Raw genomic sequence first — 19,877 nt, 5'->3', positions numbered from 1 at the left:
AGTTCGGAGTGGGAATAGGTATATCTTGCCAGATTTATGTATGAATTTACACATGAATAGTTCATTTATTCAAAATGAACTATTTTATTCTTATATTCGAAAGTGCTTTTTCCTACATGGAGGCGTCTGTTTTTTCTTGATAGGATGGTGCTTTTATTACAATCGAAAATACGATTTGGAAAATATTTTTAATCTTGGTCTATGAAAAGGTTTCTATTGGCTTTGGCTGTCTTGGCCGCGTTTGGGTGCGGATCTAAGAAAAAGGGCAATGACGAACAGGATTTCATTAATTCCCTGGATTCTTTGTCCGACGCCAAGTTGGCCGTATCTGATGAGATGATAGGCGAAATTATCGGGCAGATACCTTCGCCGCTTGAAGTGTCGTTCTTGCTTAAGGATGCTGGGGCGAAATATGATAAGGATATTCTTAACAGCCCGTCGAACGTGTCCGGGTATAACAGTAGCTATAAAAAAGCGCTCAATCTGGGAATTTTCGGGACGGATCTCGGCTATACGAACATCTACCAGCAAAACCAGGAAGCGCTCGGGTACTTGAATTCGATCAAGAAACTCGCCGACGATTTGGGAATCGGGCAGTATTTCGATTTCGGTACAATCAAACGGTTGGCTACCAACAGCAACAGCACCGATTCGCTGTTGACCATGACTACGGAGAACTTTAACAAAATCAATGAGTATCTTCAGGGTCAGAAGCGATCTAACCAAAGTGTACTTTTCCTGACGGGAGGTTGGCTGGAAGCCCTTCACGTGTTGTTGAAAGTGGAAGAGAAAATCGGGGGCGAAGAGCTTCGCGAGAAGGTTGGAGAGCAAAAAATCATTTATGATAACATCAGAAAGCTTTTGGATTTCTACAAGGACTACGATCCGAATATAGTAAAGCTTCAAAAAGAAATGGACGCTTTGGGCAAAGCCTTCGACATGGTGGACATAAAGCTCCATAGCGGCGAGGCGTCAACGAAAGAGGTGAACGGGGAGTTGGTGATTGTTGACAACAGCCGTACTGAGGTGAAGGTGACGGATCAGGATATCCAGAATATTCGCATCGCAGTTGAGAAAGTCAGAAATCTGATCATTAACTAAAAAACCGACTAGGCCCCTACTATGAAAAAGATCTACTGCTTGTTCGTAATCGTTGTGTTTGGCGCCTTGTTGGGCCAAACCGAGGCTGTGGCGCAATCCTGCAACACCGAAAAATATCATGACGAGTGTGTGAAGGATTTGGAGTCGCAAGACAATTTTATCTTTATCAAGAGCTTTAAGATTGACGGAGTTGGCGGAGCCAAATCAAAGATCCAGAAGTCTTACGTTTTCGGTAAAGGGAAAGAGTACTATATCAACGTATGTTCCGGAGACGAGGGAAATAGTGACGGAATTGTCGTGAGCCTTTATAACGGAAGCCGTAAACTGATCGGATCCAATTATGTGAACGGGAAGTTTTACCCGCACATCAAGTTTCCGTGTACAGCCACTGGGATTTATTACATCACTTATACATTCGAAGGTTCCAAAAACTATTGTGGGGCCAGTGTCCTTGGGTTTAAGTAATCCGCAAGTGATTTTCTCTAGGAAAGCCTCGGTTTGTGACAAGCCGAGGCTTTTTGTTTTCTGCTCAATTCTCTTCGGCTGTATAGCCACCTTCGTCACCGGCGATGGCGTAGCTGTTCGGCGCCTCTTCGTCGTCTCTTCGTATCGTAATAAAGAGGGAATAATAAAAGCGATCGGCCTTGCGCAATGACTCGATTTTCAGGCCTTCTGATTCCAGTAGGGCCACGAATTCATGCCATTGTTCGGAAGTGGCGAATAAGTCCAACGCATCGTTCCAAACGGCATTGGCGTATAGCGTTGTGTTTGCGTAGTGCCTTTCGATCCGTTCGAATATCGAATTGTCATCGTGGGCCATTGCCAAGGCGTTTTTCATGTTTTCGATGTCTGGGAAATATTGGCAGACTAGGAAAGTGCCATGAGGCGATAGCCATGAGCGTATTTTTCGGAAAAGTTCTTTTTGTTCGGAAAGCGTGAAATAGAAAAGAACGAAGTTGGCCAGAATCAAGTCGTAAGACTCGTTATCGGATATGTTGAGTGCGTTTTCGCAGAGGATTTCGATTTCGGGCTGTTTGTCGAACCTGGATTGGGTAATGTCTACTACTTCGGGGTTTATGTCCAGGCCCGTAATTGAGTCCGTTTCAACAGTGTGGCGCAAAGTCTCTATATAATCACCGAAGCCACAACCGATGTCGAGTACATTTCGGACGGGAGTCGTTACGCATAAGCTTTTGAGTGCCTCCTTGAAATTCGGTTCGATAAGCTGCCGGAAAGCGTCACGGCCTGAGCGGGTGTAGTAGCTTTCTTCGAAAGAGGAGACAATTTTGTCCGAGAAGCTGAGTTGCGCAAGTTCGGACAGCGTCTCCGCCAATCGGATTTCATAGCTTAAGTGCCCTTTTTTTATAAGATTGGCCCACCCGGCCATAGACTTTACTCTTTTGTCATTATAAAGCAATGTGAGGTTGTGGATGAATAGATAATCTTGGGCTATGCCATCGAGGATAGCGTCTAGCCTGTCCGCTTTTTCTTTGTTCGGAGCCTTGACAAAATCCTGAATATCATCGAAAAACTTGCTGGGAAGCTCTTTGTATTCCTTCGAAAAGCAGATATGATTAGTCGTTTTGTCAGTCTGTAAGATTCCGGAGTGCTCGGCCATTCGTTCGAAAGAGCGGAGGACTCTTGGGAGGTTGGTCTCCGGGCTGGCGGCCGGGGTTCGGTAAGAGAGTTGAAGGCCGTTTCTGGCAATGATGTGAAGACTGAGAATTTTCAAGAACCCGTTGAGACGATTATAAAAAAGTAGTTTTTTGCCCGGTTTCGTGTAGCTGAAGAGGCTTGTTGTCAGGCTTACGGTAAAGGAGCTGATCTTGTCCAGTTTGTTCGCGGAATTTGCGGATGCAAACTTCCTTATTTCGGCATAAGGGATCATCGGCTGCATGGGGGCATGGCTCAAAAGGTTGTGAACATGGTTAGCTTGCCGTCAAAAAATAATTTGTGACGACTGATTTATTGTAATGTTTGAATATAATCTTTTAAAAAGACTTTTTTTAAGGAATGAGGAATATTTATGCCTATAAAAAATAAGTTTATTTAAGTAAAAAAATGAAAAAGTAGGATTGGGGGTAGGGGTAAGGGCGCCTTTACGACGCCCATGTGTTTATGTTGTTTCTATTGTTTCTGGTTTCTCTTCGTTTTCGGGCGCCTCGCTCTTTATTTTTTCAATGGCTTCCCTAAGGTCTTGGGCGCTGTCGAGATTAAGCTTTTTGCGCAAGCGGTAACGCTTCATTTCAACGGCCTTTTTGGAGATGTCGAGCAAAACCGAGATGTCGCCACTGGACCTGTTTAAGGCGATTAGGCACAGAATCGTTTTTTCGGTCTGGTTAAGGTTCGGGTATTGGTTGCCGAGGCGTTCCATAAACCGGTCTCCAACCTCGCCCGTAACTTGATTGAGATATTCTTCCTTGTTAAGAATGCTGATAGAGTGGTTGAGCCAATTCAGCATCGAAGCGATTTCCTTTTGCCTTGAAGTGTCCGGAAGGCCTTTGATAGTTTTTAGCTTGTCACGAATATCCTTGAGCAAAATATAGCGCTCGTTCATCGATAGAAGCGATTCTTTAAGCTTTGTGGACTGGTTCTCGAAATTGTCTCTGAGCTTTTTCCCGTCGGCCTCCTGCGTCTTGATATTCTCTTGGGCCAAGTGGTATTTGATCTCCATATTGCGCTTTTCCTCTTGGCTCAGGCGTTTCTTTTTATTGAGAAACAGCGCAAGGGTAATCCCGAGTAAAGTGGTCAGAATGGCGATAATGCCGTATGTGCTGGAACGGTAGTTTAGTGCCTGGTTCTTTTGTTTGAGAAGCACCATATCCTTTTCCTGACGCTCCTGCTCAAAAGCCGTTTGTAGTTCGAAAACGTTCTTTTGGGCATTGGCGTTCATCAAGGAGTCGTTCCATCTTTTGTGCTCCTTAAAGTAGAAAAGTGCTGATTTCGTATTTCCCGTTTTTTCTAGCAGATTACTGATCTTAATGGGGAAATTGGCCAACTGATCGACATCATTGATCTTAAGCGCAACTTTATAAGCCTTTTCATATTGTAAGATGGCTTTTGCCGTATCCTTTTTAGCTAGCATTAGGTTTCCCCGGATCGAATGGAGCGATGGTTCCGAAGAGCTTTCCATCAAATCCAGCCTAACTTGTTCCGCTTCCGCTAGATATTTTTCGGCCTCTTCCAGCTTGCCTAGCTTTATCAAGTCTCCCGCCAAGTTTCCGATCACCATGTTCATGTTTCGCTTGATGTCGTAACTGGGGGCGCAGTCATTGGCGGTGTGGTATTGCTCTATTGCCGAACGATAATAGTTTACTGCTGTCCCTATCTGGTTTTGCTTGGTGTAAACTCTGCCTATTTCGTTAAGGATATTGGCTTTGCCTGTATAACAAGCTGATTTTCTGTACGCCTCAAGCGCTTTCTGCCAGCTGGCCAGTGCGTCTTCGTCCCTGTTTTGTTGGAAGTGAACCCTCCCCAAACAGTGGTAAGCATCGCCGAGAACGGTAAGGTCATTGATTTTCTTAGCGGTTCGTACAGCCTCAAGCGCCAAAGCGATCGCATTGGCGGATTTTCCTTCGAAAAGTTGGTAATAGCTACGCTGTACTTTGAATTTGGCGTATTGGCTTGGGATTTTGTCCCTGTGTTCCCAAACAAGCGAATCGCCCGTGTCCAGCCATTTGTAGGCTTGGAGTATTTTTCCCTGGAAAAAATTAGTGGAGCTTTGGTACAGGATCGCATCCAGCGCTATCCTCTTTGCTTCAATGTAAGCTTTTGGTGTGAGGTTGTTGACCAAAAACGTGTCGTTTTTGAAGAAGTATCGGCTAACGTCGCCGTAGGCTTCCAGTCCAAGGCTGTGGTCCAACCGTTCTATAGAGTCGGCTCTTTGGTAGAGGTTATTGATACGGTCGTACGCCGCGGATTTCCAGGGTTGTGGCGAATCCTTGGATACCGATGTTAGGAATGGCGCCATAAGAATCAGGGCAAAGGCGCATTTTACAGCAAGAGTGCGTACGGTCATGTTGATGTCGATGTTCAAGACGTCTCAGGTTATGAACGATACAAAAGGTATCCTTCGTATCCTTTTCTTACAGGTTTGAGATTTATAAAACAGTTTGAGTGTGTGGTAAGGACAAAGGAAAGAAAGCGAAACCATTGAGAGAGCATAAGGGTGACTCGAAGTATACTCACTCTTGGTTTATGGCTGTTTTGTTAAATGTTTGCATCAAAAAGTCATATAAAATAAGTGGGTATATACAGGGGGTACAAGAATAGGGATAGGAAAGCTGGTGGCGGAATAGGAAAGGAAAGAGGGGCTGACGCCCCCTAAATCATACATTGAAAATGACCTCGTCGTGGGGGACGCGCCTGCGCTCGTCATAAATCCCTTCCGGAGTTCCGACTCCGCAGCCTACGACCATATTGATCTCGGATCTGTTTGGCAAGCCGAGCAACTTTTTGACCCTTTTGGAGTCAAAGCCTTCCATCGGGCAAGTGTCATAGCCTTCTGATTTCATGGCGTACATAAAGGTCATAGCCGCTAAGGCCGCGCTTTTATGCACTGTCACCCGTATGTCCGACCTGCGCAATTCCCGGAACATTGGTTTGCGGAGGCCCATGAACCAAGCCATTACACGTTTGCCTCGGTTGATTATCCCGAGCCTGTCCGAACTGTAGAAAAACGGGATTAGCTTCCGGTAGTAGTCGAACGCTCTTTTGGCGCGATTTTCAGAGTGGTCAGGGAAGCGCTTCTTCATGTTTTCAAGATTGTGTTCCTTGCGCTTTTTCCACAAATCGGGCCTAGCTACGATGACCATAAGGGAGCCGGCGGTTTTGGCCGCGTTTTGGTTCATGCATAGCTCTGCGAGTTTCCTTTTCTTCTCCGGTGACACGACATGATAGAATTCCCAAAGTTGCATGTTGGAGCTGTTTGGGGACAGAGTAGCCGTTTTTGCGCATTCGGTTACCCTGTCGGTGTCGTAGTCCGCTTGGTTGTCATAGACGCGCATGGACCTTCTCTGGCGTACGATTTCTTTAAATGCCGTGGCCAGTTCCGTTTTTTCTTCGGTCATATTTTCGGAGCCGTAGATGTTTTAGATCGTTTTAATCCAAGAAAGCGCCTTGTGTTGTGTGTCGACGATTTCTACGCGCGCTTTTCCACCCTTTTTCTCTCTGTCTTTAAACTTTCTGACAGCTGACGAAGCGAAAACATTGTTCGGGGCCACTAAAAAAAGCACGCGGAGGCCGGATTCTTCCATTTCCGACAATCTCGACATGGAGTACTCCAGATATGAGATTGGAAGAATGGTGAGGTTTTTAGTGTCGGCTACCATATTCAGCGCTTTGTTTTTGATAACGCATTCGGTGATGGCATCCACACCCTCTTCAAAAGCTCTTTTGCTGACGAATCCGTCCCACACCTGAAGAACGAGTTGTTGCTTCGGGTCGTATTTTACTTGCAGGTAATTTGTTTCGAAATAAATATCCATGTTAGAGTAGATGCTATGTGATGTCCAAATTCAGAAAAGGATTTAGAGGTAATGTTTGTCCTAAATTAAGTAAAAGACGAATGAAGTAGAAATCATATGGAGCATTAAAGGCTTTATAGGTGCTTTTATTGTTTAAAAAGCATGAAATATGGGGCTTAATCATGTCAAAGACATTTGAGCTTTGCTGGGAATTCGAAAGTAGTCCCGAGATTTTTTTTGCCATTATTTATTACCTTTGGAGTTGAATGACAGGAAAAAGAATTCTTTTATGAAAGATAGAGTAGAGGCTTTGAAGCAGGAGATAGCGGGCTTCACGGTCAAGGACGCCGCTGGATTGGAAGCTTACCGTATGCGCTTCATTAGTCGTAAAAGCGTAGTGGGCGACCTTTTTGCTGGCTTGCGCGATGTTGCGCCTGAGGACAAGAAGGAGATGGGCGCTTTGCTCAACAGTCTGAAGGTTTATGCTCAGGATCGTTTTAGGGAATTGGTCGCTAGCCTCGAGGAAGGACAGGGACAGGAGGTTGCCGCTGGACTTGACCTGACTTTGCCTCCCGCGGAGGACGTACTTGGCGCCGAACATCCGCTTAGCGGAGTAAAAGCCCGTATTGTCGAGATTTTTGAGCGTATGGGCTTCAACCTGTCGGAAGGGCCCGAGATCGAGGACGATTGGCATAACTTTTCAGCCTTGAACTTTCCCGAAAACCATCCGGCTAGGGAAATGCAGGACACTTTTTTTATTGAGAAAAATCCTGATATCGCATTGCGTACCCACACCTCGTCTGTGCAGGTGCGTGTGATGGAAAACGAAAAACCGCCTATCCGTACGCTTTCTCCCGGACGCGTGTATCGTAACGAGGCTATTTCCGCCCGTGCGCACTGCGTGTTCCACCAAGTGGAAGGCTTGTATATAAATAAGAGTGTTAGCTTCGCCGACCTTAAGCAAACGATGTTGCACTTTGCCCAAGAGTTTTTTGGCGAGGGAACGAAAATCCGTTTGCGTCCGTCATATTTCCCTTTCACGGAGCCTAGCGCTGAGCTTGACGTAAGTTGCGGCATTTGCTCTGGAAAAGGCTGTAACGTGTGTAAATATACTGGCTGGTTGGAAATCGGCGGTTGCGGAATGGTGGATCCGAACGTACTCAAGTCATCGGGTATCGATCCGGAAGAGTTTACCGGTTTCGCATTTGGTATGGGTATTGAGCGTATGGCTATGCTCAAATATCAGATCAACGATTTGAGATTGTTTACGGAAAACGACATCCGTTTCCTTAAACAATTCGTATCGGTTTAAAACAGGGCGAACAAACCTGTCTTGCCGAGCGCCGAAGCATTAGCGCATGCTTGTCTCGGCCTGTTTTTGACCGCCCGCTTACGGAATTTTCCGAGAGCGGGTGGATTGTCCATTACCGTATACGGGCTCCCTTTATGAAAATAGAAGATATTAAGACTGTCGGAATTGTGGGGGCGGATCCCATAGGACAGGGAATTGCCGCCATGTCGGCTATGTCTGGGTATGAGACCTACCTTTACGATATCAATAACCAAGCTCTGGATCCTGCCTACGAAAGTATCAGGGCGGAGCTGAACCGTCAGATTTCGGCGGGAAAGATCACCGAAGCGGAAGGCGAAGCGGCGATGGGTCGCTTGCATATCACGTACGATATTCGTGACATTACCGGCGAAGTGGTGATCGAGAACCTAAACGCTGACAAGAAGACGAAAAAAATGCTTGTCGAGGAGTTGGAGCGCTTGAATGCCCACACCTCGATTATCGTCACTAACACTGGCGACGTGTCCGTTACTCAATTGGCGGGAGACATGTCTCACCCTGGCCGTTTTGCGGGGATTCACCTGTTTAACCCGGTGCCGAAAATTCCTTTGGTGGAAGTGATCGCCGGCGAGGCCACTGATCCGTCTACCGTAGAATTGATTAGCGAATACACACTCAAAATGGGGAAAACGCCTGTCAAAGTAAAAGACACTCCCGGTTTTGTGGTGAATAGAGTGGCGAGCCCATTTTACTTGGAAAGCCTTAAGGTGTTGGAAGAAGGCGTAGCCGATGTGAAAACCATCGACGCTCTTTTGGAGAACGCCGGTTTTACGATGGGGCCGTTTAAGGTGATCGATTATCTAGGAGTCGATACCAACCAGAAGATTTCCCAAATGATGTTCAAAGCCTTTGGGAACGAGCCTAGGTTCAGGCCTAGCCGGATACAGCAGAGGAAAGTGGACGTGGGGCATTTGGGGCAGAAGTCCGGCAAGGGGTTTTATGATTATGAAAAAAATAAGTGATTTCTTAAAGGCCGGAATACTTATTCCGGCCCTTTTTCTATTGCTTGGAGGGTGCGGACCCTCTACGCCGGATTCGCCGTTGCCTTTAAGGCCGTTTGACACTCAAGTGAATCTTTTTAGCCCGAAATACAGCGAATTGCATACAAAAAAATGGGTGTATGTAAGCGGTATAGGGTTGAAAGGCGTGATAATCCGTAAAATCAGCGAATTTGAATACAGGGTTTTCGAAAGGAATTGCACATACTTGCCCAATGACGATTCTTGCAATAAAGTAAACGTGGACCCTTCCGGACTTTTTATGTACGATCCATGCGGCGAATGTGGCAGCCGTTTTGAGTGGACCGGACGACCTACCCAAGGCCAAGCCTCCCAATACTTGTTCCGATACTCAACGGAATTATTGAATAACGGAAAGGTGCTGAGGATCTTTTATAATTAAAAAGCGTGGTTTTTCTTATTCATCCTTTGAGCTTCCGGTTAGCCGTTTTCGAAAGCTCCGGATTTGTGTTGCCCAATGTAAGTTTGCCTAAATTAAACCATGGCGATTCTCTCCAAATATTGCTAAATAAGTAAGTGGATAGTGTCCGGGGACCGGATACTTCGACAAAACGCGTTTCGGCCGGGCGAAAAGCGCTTTGCCGGCAATGGGTATATTCCTTTACATAACCATTTGCTTTCAAATCAATGGACCTGAAACTATTCTTCTCCCCTGTCGATCACGACGTGTGTCGCGGTATAGACAGCCCCAGCGATTTCTACCGTAACATTGACCATTATCACGACACTTTTCCCGAAATCGGAACCTTTGACATCGCGATTATCGGAGGGGTGAAAAACCACGCCGATTTAGTGCGGACAAGGTTGTACCGACTGAAGAAGAGCGGTCGACCATACAGGATTGTTGACTTGGGCAACCTTCGTTACGGCGTGGACCACAGCCAACGGTTGTTGATTCTCCAAGAGGTGTGCGTCTACCTTTTGCGGAACAATGTATTGCCATTGGTTATCGGTGGATCCCACGATATGAGTTTGGGACAATTCAGGGCGTATTCGGATTTGAGAAAATTGGTGACGGTGGTGAATGTCGACGCCTTTATTGATCTAGATACCGAAGAGGAAGTTCCCGCTAACAGGGGTTTTATAGGAAAAATGTTTGCCGACGTATCGGGGAGTTTGTTCCATTACAGCCACTTGGCTTACCAAGCCTATTTGAACGATACGGAAGTAATAAGCGCATTGCAAGGCTTTGCGTTTGATATGATAAGGCTAGGAGTGATGCGGGAAGATTTGGGCGAGGTTGAGCCCGTAATCCGTGACGCCGATATGATGACTTTCGATTTGTCTTCGATCAGGGCCTCTGACGCTCCCGGAACTACGAATCCCCAAGCGTTCGGACTTACCGGTGAGGAAGCCTGCAAATTATGCTGGTACGCTGGGCTGAATGACAAATTGAGTTCGGTGGGTTTCTATGAATTTGATTCGGACAGAGACGGCGATTACCACCAGACTGCGCAAGTTGTGGCGACTATGGTCTGGTATTTTGTGGAAGGTTTTTATCATAGAAAACGAGAGGCGAATTTTCAGGAAAGCGACTATACTAAGTATAGCGTGACTATGCCCGTTTCCCCATCGGTTCTGGTTTTTTACAAAAGCCATTATTCAGATAAATGGTGGATGGAAATACCTTCTGGAAGTGATGAGAGAGGGAAAATAGTTCCTTGCGCTTACTCTGATTATAAGACAGCGACGGAAGGTGAAGTGCCCGAACGTCTGTTGAATGTTTCCGTTAGGTTTTCATAAATACGCTGAATACGGATCGAAGGGCTGAAAAACAATTCCTTGCACTTAAGGTTTGCTTTACGGAGAAACAAACTGATAGTGATATGAAAAAGATGTTGTTTGCTTTGGCCCTGTTGTTTGCGTTCGGTTTTGCCAACGCCCAGGATGAGTCCTCTGAGGAGGGCAATGACAGCGAGCATGTCAACGAGTTGAAGTTCGGTGTTAGAGGTGCTGCGAATCTCGGTACTTTTGCTTTGAACGAAGTTTATAAAGGAGTAAGTAAGTGGGATTGGGGGTTTACTGTGGGTGTTACCGCTGAGAAACATTTCTCGCCATTATTCTCTGTTCAGGCCGAATTGCTTTACTCGTATCAGCAAGCCGGCGTATTGGGAACTTTCGCTCCGCTGGGTGTAAGGTATGAGAATACTATAAAGACGGACTTTCTGAATCTTCCCGTGATGGCGAAGTTTTATGTGTTCGACGGGTTTTACCTGGATGCGGGTTTGCAAGCGGGTTTGAAACTTGACGCCAGACAAGACCTGGAGCAAAAAGGAATGGGAATGAGCTCTTCGGAAGAAAGTAATATAGCGAAGGATTTCATCGATGTGACTTTTGATGTTGTCGGTGGTGGCGGATACTTGTTTGATTTTGGCTTGTTTGTGGATTTGCGTTATCAGTACGGGTTCCTGAACATGTTGCGTCCGGGTAGTCGTCCTGAGAATGACACTTCGCTTAAAAGATCTTCATTTGCGTTGGGTATAGGCTATGTATTCTAGGGATAGATATGATTTGAAAAATACTAATTGAATGTTCCCCGGCTTATTTGATAACGCCGGGGTTCTTTTTGTCTGGAGGGTGTGACATGTTTCTCGTTTTGGCTGAATTGCTTCAATAGAGCTGGGAACGTTTTTAAAAAGTCGGAACCATCGGTTAAAATGACATTGAATATTTTTATTTTAGCAAAATAACAGTAGGTTTTATTGAGTCTCAAAGTGTTGTTTTGCCTTTTTGTTCAAAATGAGTTGCCTGCGATAGCTTTTCCGCCTGTTTTTGGAGTTGGTGTTTCGTGGTTTTGTTCTCGGTTTTGATTTTCGGCTAACGCTTGTCTCGGTCTACTTTCATTGTAAGATATTCATTTGCTTAATGGCCAAAAATAGCTTCAAATCGAATAATTCGAAAACTGGGGAAAGAAGGCGAAAAACTACGAAGCGTTTTTCAATTCAGTTCTTCAAGGATCCTAAGTTCAAAATCTCCGCGGGATTGTTTCTTATCATTGCGTCGGTGTTCCTTTTTGTTGCTTTCCTCTCGTTCCTGTTTACGGGACATGCGGACCAAAGCGTATTGGAAGGTGTGCCGGGAACGGGACTTAGACAATCCAGCCGTGAGGTTTCCAACTGGCTGGGGTTGTTGGGTGCTTGGGCTTCTTATAGTTTTATTTACAAATGGTTCGGGGTCGCGTCGTTTTTCTTTCCGCCGATTCTGTTTCTTGTTGGTGTAAAAATCGTTTTTGACAAAACGCTTTTGCCATTGGGCCGTGCGGCAAAACTTTCCATTTTCGCTTTGGTGTGGTTTTGTGTTTTCTTCGGTTATTTCAACCTTCGTACTGAGACTCCCTGGATGGGGATGAGCTACCTGAGCGGTGGTTTCGGGTTTGAGTTGGCCTCGCTTCTCGACGGCTTCTTGGGTTGGGGTACTTTGTTGCTCTGGCTTTTTGTGTTGGCCATTTTTGTTGTTTATTTCTTTGGAGTTGACAGTCTTAAATTTCTTTGGCCTGAAGGCAAAAAGAAAGAAAAGAAACAGGAAAAAGCTACAACAACAGAAGATACTGTTCCAACGAACAGGATAAGGGAAAAAGAACCGGAGCCTGTCCCTGTCATTGAAAAGGAAAGGGAAACCACGGCGGTGACGGATACTGAGGAAGATCCGGATATAGCTGGAATTGAGCTGAAAACCGAGAGCCCTAAGCCCGTTATGATGCAACCAGAAAAAGAATTGGTCGTGACGGAGCCAGAGCCAATAAAAGTGGAGGAATGGGCAGTCGATACAAAAGCGGTGAAGGCAAATGCCCGAAGTGCGAAAAAGGAAAAAGACGCCACCCCGTTGGAGATGGCGGTAGAGGATACTACTAAGTTGGCCGAAACATTAACGCCGAAAGAAGCGGCGAAAATAGCCCAAGTTAGAGACAAACTGGGCGATGAGATTGAGGAATACGACCCTACTTTGGAGCTGGGAAGCTTCCAGTTCCCGAGTTTGGATTTACTTATCGACCGTCCGCACAAGAAGGGGCAGGTAAGTAATGAGGAGTTGGAAATGCATAAAAACCGTATTGTGGAGACCTTGGTCAACTTCAAGATCGGGATTTCCAGCATTAAGGCCACAATCGGGCCTACGGTGACACTTTACGAGATTGTGCCCGAAGCGGGTGTGAAAATATCGAAGATTAAAAACCTTGAGGATGACATCGCGCTGAGCCTTTCGGCTTTGGGAATTAGGATTATCGCCCCGATTCCGGGTAAAGGAACAATCGGTATAGAAGTTCCGAACAAGGTGAAAGAAGTTGTGTCCATAAGGTCAGTGCTTTCTACCAAGAAGTTCCTTGACAGCGGGAAAGAGCTTCCGTTCGCCATCGGAAAAACGATTTCTAACGAGGTTTATGTAGCCGATTTGGCCAAAATGCCTCACTTGCTGATGGCGGGTGCTACCGGCCAGGGTAAGTCTGTCGGACTGAACGTGCTGTTGGCCTCGTTACTTTATAAGAAGCATCCGGCCGAGCTTAAGTTCGTGATGGTCGATCCAAAGAAAGTGGAGCTTACGCTTTACAATAAGATCGAACGCCATTATTTGGCTAAACTGCCGGATAGCGAGGAGGCGATTATTACCGATACGAAGAAAGTGATCAATACGCTGAATTCGCTTTGTATCGAGATGGACAACCGCTATGATTTGCTGAAGGATGCCGGTTGTCGAAACCTTAAAGAATACAATGGCAAGTTTAAGGGACGTCGTCTGAACCCTGAGAAAGGCCATCGCTATTTGCCGTACATTGTCGTGGTAATTGACGAGTTGGCGGATTTGATGATGACCGCAGGTAAGGAAATCGAAAGTCCTATCGCTCGTTTGGCGCAGTTGGCCCGGGCTATCGGCATTCACTTGGTATTGGCGACCCAGAGACCTTCCGTTAACGTGATTACGGGTGTGATCAAAGCGAACTTTCCGGCCCGTATGTCGTTTAGAGTTACTTCGAAGATCGATTCCAGAACGATTCTGGACTGTGGTGGAGCCGAGCAACTTATCGGAAAAGGCGATATGCTGGTTTCCGACGGCAACGAGGTCGTTCGTTTGCAATGTGCATTTATCGATACGCCGGAAGTGGAAGAGATTTGCGAGTTTGTGGGCGAACAGCAAGGTTATGCTTCGGCTTATGTCTTGCCGGAGTATGTGGGCGAGGATCCGGACGGAGGCTCTTTGGCAGATCTTTCGGAACGTGATTCCATGTTTGAAGAGGCCGCTCGCGTGTTGGTGATGCATCAGCAGGGAAGTACGTCGTTGTTACAAAGAAAACTGAAGCTAGGATATAACCGGGCGGGCAGAATCGTGGACCAGTTGGAGGCCGCGGGGATTGTCGGACCGTTTGAAGGTAGCAAAGCCAGAGAGGTGTTGGTTAAAGACGAATACTCTTTGGAACAACTGTTAAATGCCCTGAACGAAAAATAAAAGCGCTGGGCGGGCGTCTACTTTACGAGAGTTTATATCTTTGCGGCGACTTTTCCGTAAAAGCATAAATGAGACTAAACCGGAGAGAAGAGAAAACCAGATATCTATGTTAAGAAAAATTTTTAGCGCAATGTTGGTCTTATGCCTGTCGGCGATGGCCGTCATGGCGCAGGACGCGGACAAAGCGAAGGAGATCCTGGACAAAGTGGCGGATAAGTATCAAAAAGTTCCGGCTTTCTCCGCGATGTTTGAGCAAAGAATGATCAACCAAGCCGAAGGGCTTAACGAGAAATTCGAGGGAGCGGTTCTGGCTAAAGGAAACAAATTCCGTATCGACATTGCCGGAAGGGTGATCTTCAATGACGGAAGCACAATGTGGACTTTTGTGCCGGACGATGAGGAAGTGACCGTGGCGGAAGCCGGTGGCGAAGACGGGGAAGAACTTGACCCGACTGCTATTTATACTGCGTATAAGAAAGGATTTAAGCTGAAGCTTCAGAAAAACGAGAAGATTGACGGTAAGGATTATCGGGTGATCGATCTTTTGCCTAAAAAACCGAAGGACAAAAGCTTTTTCCGAATCCGTGTGTACGTAACACCTAAAGGAAGCGTGTTGCACCGCTGGTCGGTTTACGAAAAGGACGGGAATGTGTTCCAATACACCATTTCCAATTTCAAAGAGCTGGCTTCTTTGCCGGATACCGATTTCCGTTTTGACAAGTCGAAGTATCCGGATATGGACATCGATATAGTCGATCTTAGATAAGATATTTATTCAATCGTGTAAAGGCCGTTTCGGCCTTTTTTTATGCCCGACCAAATAATATGACCAGAGACCAATTATTCGAACAGATCAAAACCAAAGGCTCTTACCTGTGCGTGGGGCTCGATACCGACATCCGAAAGGTTCCGAAACACCTCTTGGGTGAGGAAGATCCGGTTTTTGAGTTTAACAAACGGATAATCGACGCCACTAAGGATTATGCCGTGGCTTATAAGCCAAACACGGCCTTTTATGAGGCGATGGGTTCCCAAGGCTGGGAAAGCTTGCGCAAAACGCTGGAATATATTCCGAAAGATATTTTTACCATAGCTGACGCAAAACGAGGCGATATCGGTAATACCAGCGGACTGTACGCAAGAGCGTTTTTTGATAATATGGATTTCGATTCCGTAACGGTAGCGCCGTATATGGGTTCCGATTCCGTAAAGCCGTTTCTGGATTTCGAAGGCAAATGGGTTATTCTTTTAGCTTTGACATCGAACCAAGGAAGCCATGACTTCCAGCGTTGCGAGTTGAAGGAAACCGAAGAGGAGCTGTATGAGCGCGTAATGAAAACCAGTATGGAATGGGCTAGCCCGGAGCAATTGATGTTCGTGGTGGGCGCCACGCGGGCTGACGCATTGCGCAAAGTCCGTAGCGTAGCTCCCGACAATTTCCTTTTGGTACCGGGCGTTGGCGCTCAGGGCGGAAGCTTGGAAGAAGTGTCGGCTAACGGAATGAACGACAAATGCGGATTGTTGGTCAACTCCTCTCGCGGGATAATTTACGCCAGCCAAGGCGAGGATTTCGCCGAAGTGGCTAGAGAGAAAGCCAAAGAACTCCGTGATGAAATGGCGGTGTATTTAGAGAGATATTTAGGCTGAAAAGGGTCTTGAACAAAAGCCTTACATGGAGTCCGGTCTAATTGATCGGACTTTTTTGTTGATGACAGCGCTGATTTCTTCAGCCTTGTCAACTATCATAAAGTGCCCTCCACCTTTAATCGTGATTATATCTGTGCGTTTGGGGGAGAGTAGCAAAAAGTCCTTGTCACCGCAAATCTTTAGACTTCCGGCTATCCTTTCCTTATTTTCCCAACCAAGAAGTTGCGTAACTGCCCATTTTGCGAAGGCTGGATCCGTATCTTCTAATATTGGGTAAAGCGTTTCGGTATTTTTTGTTCCGAATAGAAATCGGGACAAGCTTTTGGGTGGGGTGAAGAATATTTTGGGCAAAATATAAGCGATGCCTAATTTTCCAATTGCCCGATAGAGTAGAGGCAGTTCCTGATCTGTTTCTATGGATGAAATACTTATGGTCAATTTTGGGTTTAAATTTTTCGAAATCTCAACAGCAATTAGTCCTCCGAAACTTACGCCTATTATTCCGAATTCTTCATCGGTATTGATAGAGGCGGAAAGGCGTAGAGAATAGTCACGGATATCTTCATTAGGTTTGGGTTCTATCCAATCCAGCGGAATTAGTTCCAATTCTAATTTTAAAAAATCGTAGACTCTTTTGTCCGCTCCAAGTCCGCTGATGGCGTAAAGTTTCATTCCGTTTTCTTAAGAAAAAGGGTTTATGTTCCTGAAGATAATGATATGGTTATCGGAAAAAAAGAAGGCCCAAATTACGGAGTGTATTTTAACAGCGAGCAAAAAAAAGCCCCGAACCAATGGCTCGGGGCTTTAGAATATTTTATCAATTTTTGGATCAACCTGTAGTACGCAATGCGCCGGCGATGCCGTTAATAGTCATCAACAGTTCCAAAAGCGTGTTTTCCGCATTCGGATCTTTGTCTTCTTTTTCCACTCTCCATTTTTTCAACAGGCTAAGCTGTATCGTATGGATAGTTTCCAGAGCCTCCGTGCGCAACAAGCTTGAGTAATAGTGCTTCTGCTGGCGTTGGCTGAAGGTTTTGCGCATCAGTACGTCCAGCATGCGAACGGTACGGTCGTATTCTTCTTTGATAACCGAGAGTACCGATTCGCGGACATCGGCATCCTCTACCAAAGCGGCGTATTTTTCGAAGATCGCCGGGCTGGTGGTCATTAGGCTGGCGTCCACGTTTTGGAAAACGTAGCGTACCAAGTCGCTTTCTTCCACTGTCTCGCGGAAGCGGTCGAAGGCTTCTGGTTGCTCGATCATAAACTGCTCAAGCGTTGAGCCTACACCGTACCAACTTGTGATATTAAAGCGCGATTGGCTCCAGCTAAATACCCACGGAATAGCCCGCAAGTCAGTAAGGGAGCGCTTGCCTGTACGGCGTGCCGGGCGCGAACCGATCTTACTGTTCTCGATGGCGTCGATAGGCGTGGCCTCGCCGAAGAACTTGATGAAGTTCGGGTGGTGGAGCAAGTTTGAGTAATGCGCTTGGCTGGTTTCGGAAAGGAACGACATGATCTCTTCGGTCTCTTTACCGTTACCGTTTTGGTGGTTGTGAAGAGCCGTCATAGACGTGGTCCCCGCCAACAACAACTCCAGGTTATAAGAGGCGTTGATTTTGTTGGCGTATTTCTGCGCAATGGTCTCGCCTTGTTCCGTCAGCCTAAGGTCGCCTTGGAGGGCGTGCAGAGGAAGCGAGCGCAAGAAGTAGTGAGTCGGGCCTGCGCCACGGCTGATACTTCCGCCTTTTCCGTGGAAGAAACGGATTTGGGCGTTATGTTTCAGACCAACGGCGGTAAGTTCCTTTTGCGTTTTGAAAAGGTGCCACTGGCTAGCCAAAGCTCCGCCGTCTTTGTTACTGTCGCTATAGCCGATCATTACCTGCTGTACCGGACGGTGGTGGTCGCGGATAGTTTGCTGATAAGCCAAGCTACGGCGGGTAAACGGATGCTTAAGGAAAGAGTCTAGGATCGCTGGACTGCCTTCCATATCGTCGATTGTCTCAAATAACGGAACTACCTGCATACGGCAAGCGAATCCGTCACCTTGCTGGATAGTAAGTCCAGCTTCGCGGGCCAAAACGTAAACCGTAAGCAAGTCGGAGAGACTGCGCGTCATACTGACGATAAGCGAACCTAAGCACTGCTCGCGGTAGCGCTCTACATAGCCAGCCAGTACTTTGTAACAATCAAGCACGGCTTGCGCCTCATGCCCGAGGTTGTCGTGGCGTGAAGTAAACGGCCTGTTCGACTGAAGTTCTTTGTTCAGGAACTTGACGCGTTGCTCCTCGTTCCACTCCAAGAATTTGTCACCGACCAAACCTGCGGCGTCCATAAGCTGGGCGATTGCCTTTTCATGGAATCCGCTGTTCTGGCGGATATCGAGGTGCGCGAGGTGGAATCCGAAAGTCTGAACGATACGGATCGCCTCGTTTACGTCATTATAAGCGATCTCCACGGCGCCGTATTCGATAAGGGCTTCGTGAAGGATAATAAGGTCGTCGATTAACTGATCCGAGTTGCGGTAGCTGTGCGGCAACTCCTTAAGGTGCGTTGCGTGCTCGCGCTCGATATCGATCGGGAGTTTGTGCAGCAACAAGTTGATGAACTGGCGGAAACCTTCGCCGTTATTACGCTTGAGCACGTCTTCCGCCTGCTCCCCGATTTCCGCAACGATAGCGTCGGCGCGTTTGCGGAGCTTTTTAGAAGTATCTTCGATATTGATGGAGAAACTCAGGTGCTTAACCAACTTCATAAGGAAGCGGCGGATAACTACCAATGAGTTCAGGCGCATGCTTTGCAACGTGTCGCGGGTCACGTCCGCTGTTACGAACGGGTGGCCGTCACGGTCACCGCCTACCCAGCTGCCGAAGCTGATTTTCGGAAGTTTGCGAGGATCGCGAACCAAAGACGTGTCAAATCCGGCGCCTTCCCAAGCGTGCATGAAGCGACGGTCCAAGATCTGGATCGTGTTTGGAAACACGTTGGTGAGGTAGTGAGTGACGCTTCGCAATTCGGAAGCCAAGTCGGGCTTCTCGACGAAGATCTCACCCGTGCGCCACAAGCGGTCCAGCGTTAGCTTAACCTCGTGGCGGATATCGCCTTGCTCCATATCGGTGTACATCTGGTTCTCGCGTTTTACGAGAAGAAGGTACAGCTCACGGTGGTGCTCCAATACCGTGGCGCGTTTGGCCTCGGTAGGGTGGGCGGTAAGTACCGGTTCTATATATGTTTTGGCCGCGATATCGGCGATTTCTTCCTGGTCGATGTTCCAGCTCTTGAGGTATTCCAGGCTGTTTGCCCAGAGTCCTTTGGTGGACGAGAGGTTTTCGTTCTCCTTTTCACGACGACGTTGCACGTCACCGTTTTCTTCCACCATATTCAGAAGCTGGAAAGCTATTGAGTACATCTGGACATGCTTCTGCCCGAAAGACTCGAAAGGGATCTCGTTGGGTTCGTTGATCCAAGGCAAGTAGTTCGCTAATTCCTTCTCACCATTATCAATGAGCACTTCCTTAAAGCAACGAAGTAAGAATTCTAGGTCGATATAAGGTTTGCCCAGCTTGGCTTGCGTTTTAGTCAATTGGCCCATGGCACGTGTGGTTTTGGGATTAAACTCATTTGAATGAGCGGAGTAGTATGTGGACTGCCGATCTTGATTACTGATTGTGTGTAAAATTATCAGGAAAATTCTTCTCTGTAAAGGTATTTTATAAAAATAAAGTGGTGATTTTACTCATTTTGTAATGATGAACTCGTGATGTTGCTCATTTTTCAATGAAACGGGTCTTTTGTTGTTTTTTAGTTCGGTTAATGATACGCATCATATTTTATAAAAAGCGAAGCCCGTGAAAACTT

The 19,877-nt window shown here is 46.7% G+C and carries 16 protein-coding genes; 10 read left to right on the top strand and 6 right to left on the bottom strand.

Features of this window, described 5'->3' with window-relative positions; all coding sequences use genetic code 11:
• Positions 1–201: 201 nt before the first annotated feature.
• Positions 202–1,101, top strand: a complete 900-nt coding sequence (locus AABK39_RS13445) for a hypothetical protein (protein ID WP_338391854.1) — start codon at positions 202–204, stop codon at positions 1,099–1,101.
• Between the two features lie 21 nt (positions 1,102–1,122).
• Positions 1,123–1,566, top strand: coding sequence for a hypothetical protein (locus AABK39_RS13440; protein ID WP_338391853.1), 444 nt, complete (start codon positions 1,123–1,125; stop codon positions 1,564–1,566).
• A 64-nt stretch (positions 1,567–1,630) separates the two neighbouring features.
• On the opposite strand, the gene AABK39_RS13435 is transcribed toward AABK39_RS13440, so the two are convergent.
• The 4 genes from AABK39_RS13435 to AABK39_RS13420 all read right to left on the bottom strand — a co-directional run bounded on the left by AABK39_RS13435 (position 1,631) and on the right by AABK39_RS13420 (position 6,587).
• Entirely contained in the window at positions 1,631–2,998 is a 1,368-nt protein-coding gene (locus AABK39_RS13435; RefSeq protein WP_338391852.1) for a class I SAM-dependent methyltransferase, read from the bottom strand.
• A gap of 219 nt (positions 2,999–3,217) precedes the next feature.
• The gene (locus tag AABK39_RS13430) at positions 3,218–5,137 is read right to left on the bottom strand and encodes a tetratricopeptide repeat protein (RefSeq protein ID WP_338391851.1); all 1,920 of its coding nucleotides are present in this window, start codon (positions 5,135–5,137) and stop codon (positions 3,218–3,220) included.
• Positions 5,138–5,429: 292 nt separating this feature from the next.
• Positions 5,430–6,170, bottom strand: a complete 741-nt coding sequence (locus AABK39_RS13425; RefSeq protein ID WP_338391850.1) for a nitroreductase family protein — start codon at positions 6,168–6,170, stop codon at positions 5,430–5,432.
• Between the two features lie 21 nt (positions 6,171–6,191).
• The gene (locus AABK39_RS13420) at positions 6,192–6,587 is read right to left on the bottom strand and encodes a hypothetical protein (protein WP_338391849.1); all 396 of its coding nucleotides are present in this window, start codon (positions 6,585–6,587) and stop codon (positions 6,192–6,194) included.
• Positions 6,588–6,855: 268 nt separating this feature from the next.
• Here AABK39_RS13420 and pheS point away from each other — a divergent pair, with 268 nt between their 5' ends.
• From pheS to pyrF, 8 genes are all read left to right on the top strand, one after another.
• Positions 6,856–7,878, top strand: a complete 1,023-nt coding sequence (gene pheS, locus AABK39_RS13415; protein ID WP_338391848.1) for a phenylalanine--tRNA ligase subunit alpha — start codon at positions 6,856–6,858, stop codon at positions 7,876–7,878.
• Between the two features lie 134 nt (positions 7,879–8,012).
• Positions 8,013–8,879: a 3-hydroxyacyl-CoA dehydrogenase family protein gene (locus AABK39_RS13410; protein ID WP_338391847.1), complete on the top strand. Its 867-nt coding sequence runs from the start codon at positions 8,013–8,015 to the stop codon at positions 8,877–8,879.
• Positions 8,863–9,318 carry a hypothetical protein gene (locus tag AABK39_RS13405; protein WP_338391846.1) on the top strand — a complete coding sequence of 152 codons (456 nt, stop codon included), beginning with the start codon at positions 8,863–8,865 and terminating at the stop codon, positions 9,316–9,318. Before AABK39_RS13410 ends, AABK39_RS13405 begins: the two co-directional genes overlap by 17 nt.
• A 245-nt stretch (positions 9,319–9,563) precedes the next feature.
• Complete coding sequence (locus tag AABK39_RS13400; protein WP_338391845.1) at positions 9,564–10,679, top strand: formimidoylglutamase; 1,116 nt, start codon at positions 9,564–9,566, stop codon at positions 10,677–10,679.
• 83 nt (positions 10,680–10,762) lie between these two features.
• Entirely contained in the window at positions 10,763–11,434 is a 672-nt protein-coding gene (locus tag AABK39_RS13395; RefSeq protein ID WP_338391844.1) for a porin family protein, read from the top strand.
• Between the two features lie 367 nt (positions 11,435–11,801).
• Complete coding sequence (locus AABK39_RS13390) at positions 11,802–14,372, top strand: FtsK/SpoIIIE family DNA translocase (protein ID WP_338391843.1); 2,571 nt, start codon at positions 11,802–11,804, stop codon at positions 14,370–14,372.
• Between the two features lie 106 nt (positions 14,373–14,478).
• On the top strand, positions 14,479–15,138 hold the full coding sequence (locus AABK39_RS13385; RefSeq protein ID WP_338391842.1) for a LolA family protein: 660 nt from the start codon (positions 14,479–14,481) through the stop codon (positions 15,136–15,138).
• Positions 15,139–15,197: 59 nt separating this feature from the next.
• Positions 15,198–16,019, top strand: a complete 822-nt coding sequence (gene pyrF / locus AABK39_RS13380) for an orotidine-5'-phosphate decarboxylase (RefSeq protein WP_338391841.1) — start codon at positions 15,198–15,200, stop codon at positions 16,017–16,019.
• 21 nt (positions 16,020–16,040) lie between these two features.
• Here the strand turns inward: pyrF and AABK39_RS13375 are convergent, their stop codons facing one another.
• Both AABK39_RS13375 and AABK39_RS13370 read right to left on the bottom strand, forming a co-directional pair.
• Entirely contained in the window at positions 16,041–16,691 is a 651-nt protein-coding gene (locus tag AABK39_RS13375; RefSeq protein WP_338391840.1) for an alpha/beta hydrolase, read from the bottom strand.
• A 157-nt stretch (positions 16,692–16,848) separates the two neighbouring features.
• Positions 16,849–19,611 carry a phosphoenolpyruvate carboxylase gene (locus AABK39_RS13370; protein WP_338391839.1) on the bottom strand — a complete coding sequence of 921 codons (2,763 nt, stop codon included), beginning with the start codon at positions 19,609–19,611 and terminating at the stop codon, positions 16,849–16,851.
• Between the last annotated feature and the right edge of the window lie 266 nt (positions 19,612–19,877).

Source organism: Fulvitalea axinellae, assembly GCF_036492835.1.
Taxonomy (GTDB): domain Bacteria; phylum Bacteroidota; class Bacteroidia; order Cytophagales; family Cyclobacteriaceae; genus Fulvitalea; species Fulvitalea axinellae.
This window is presented reverse-complemented; position numbering and strand designations above follow the sequence as displayed.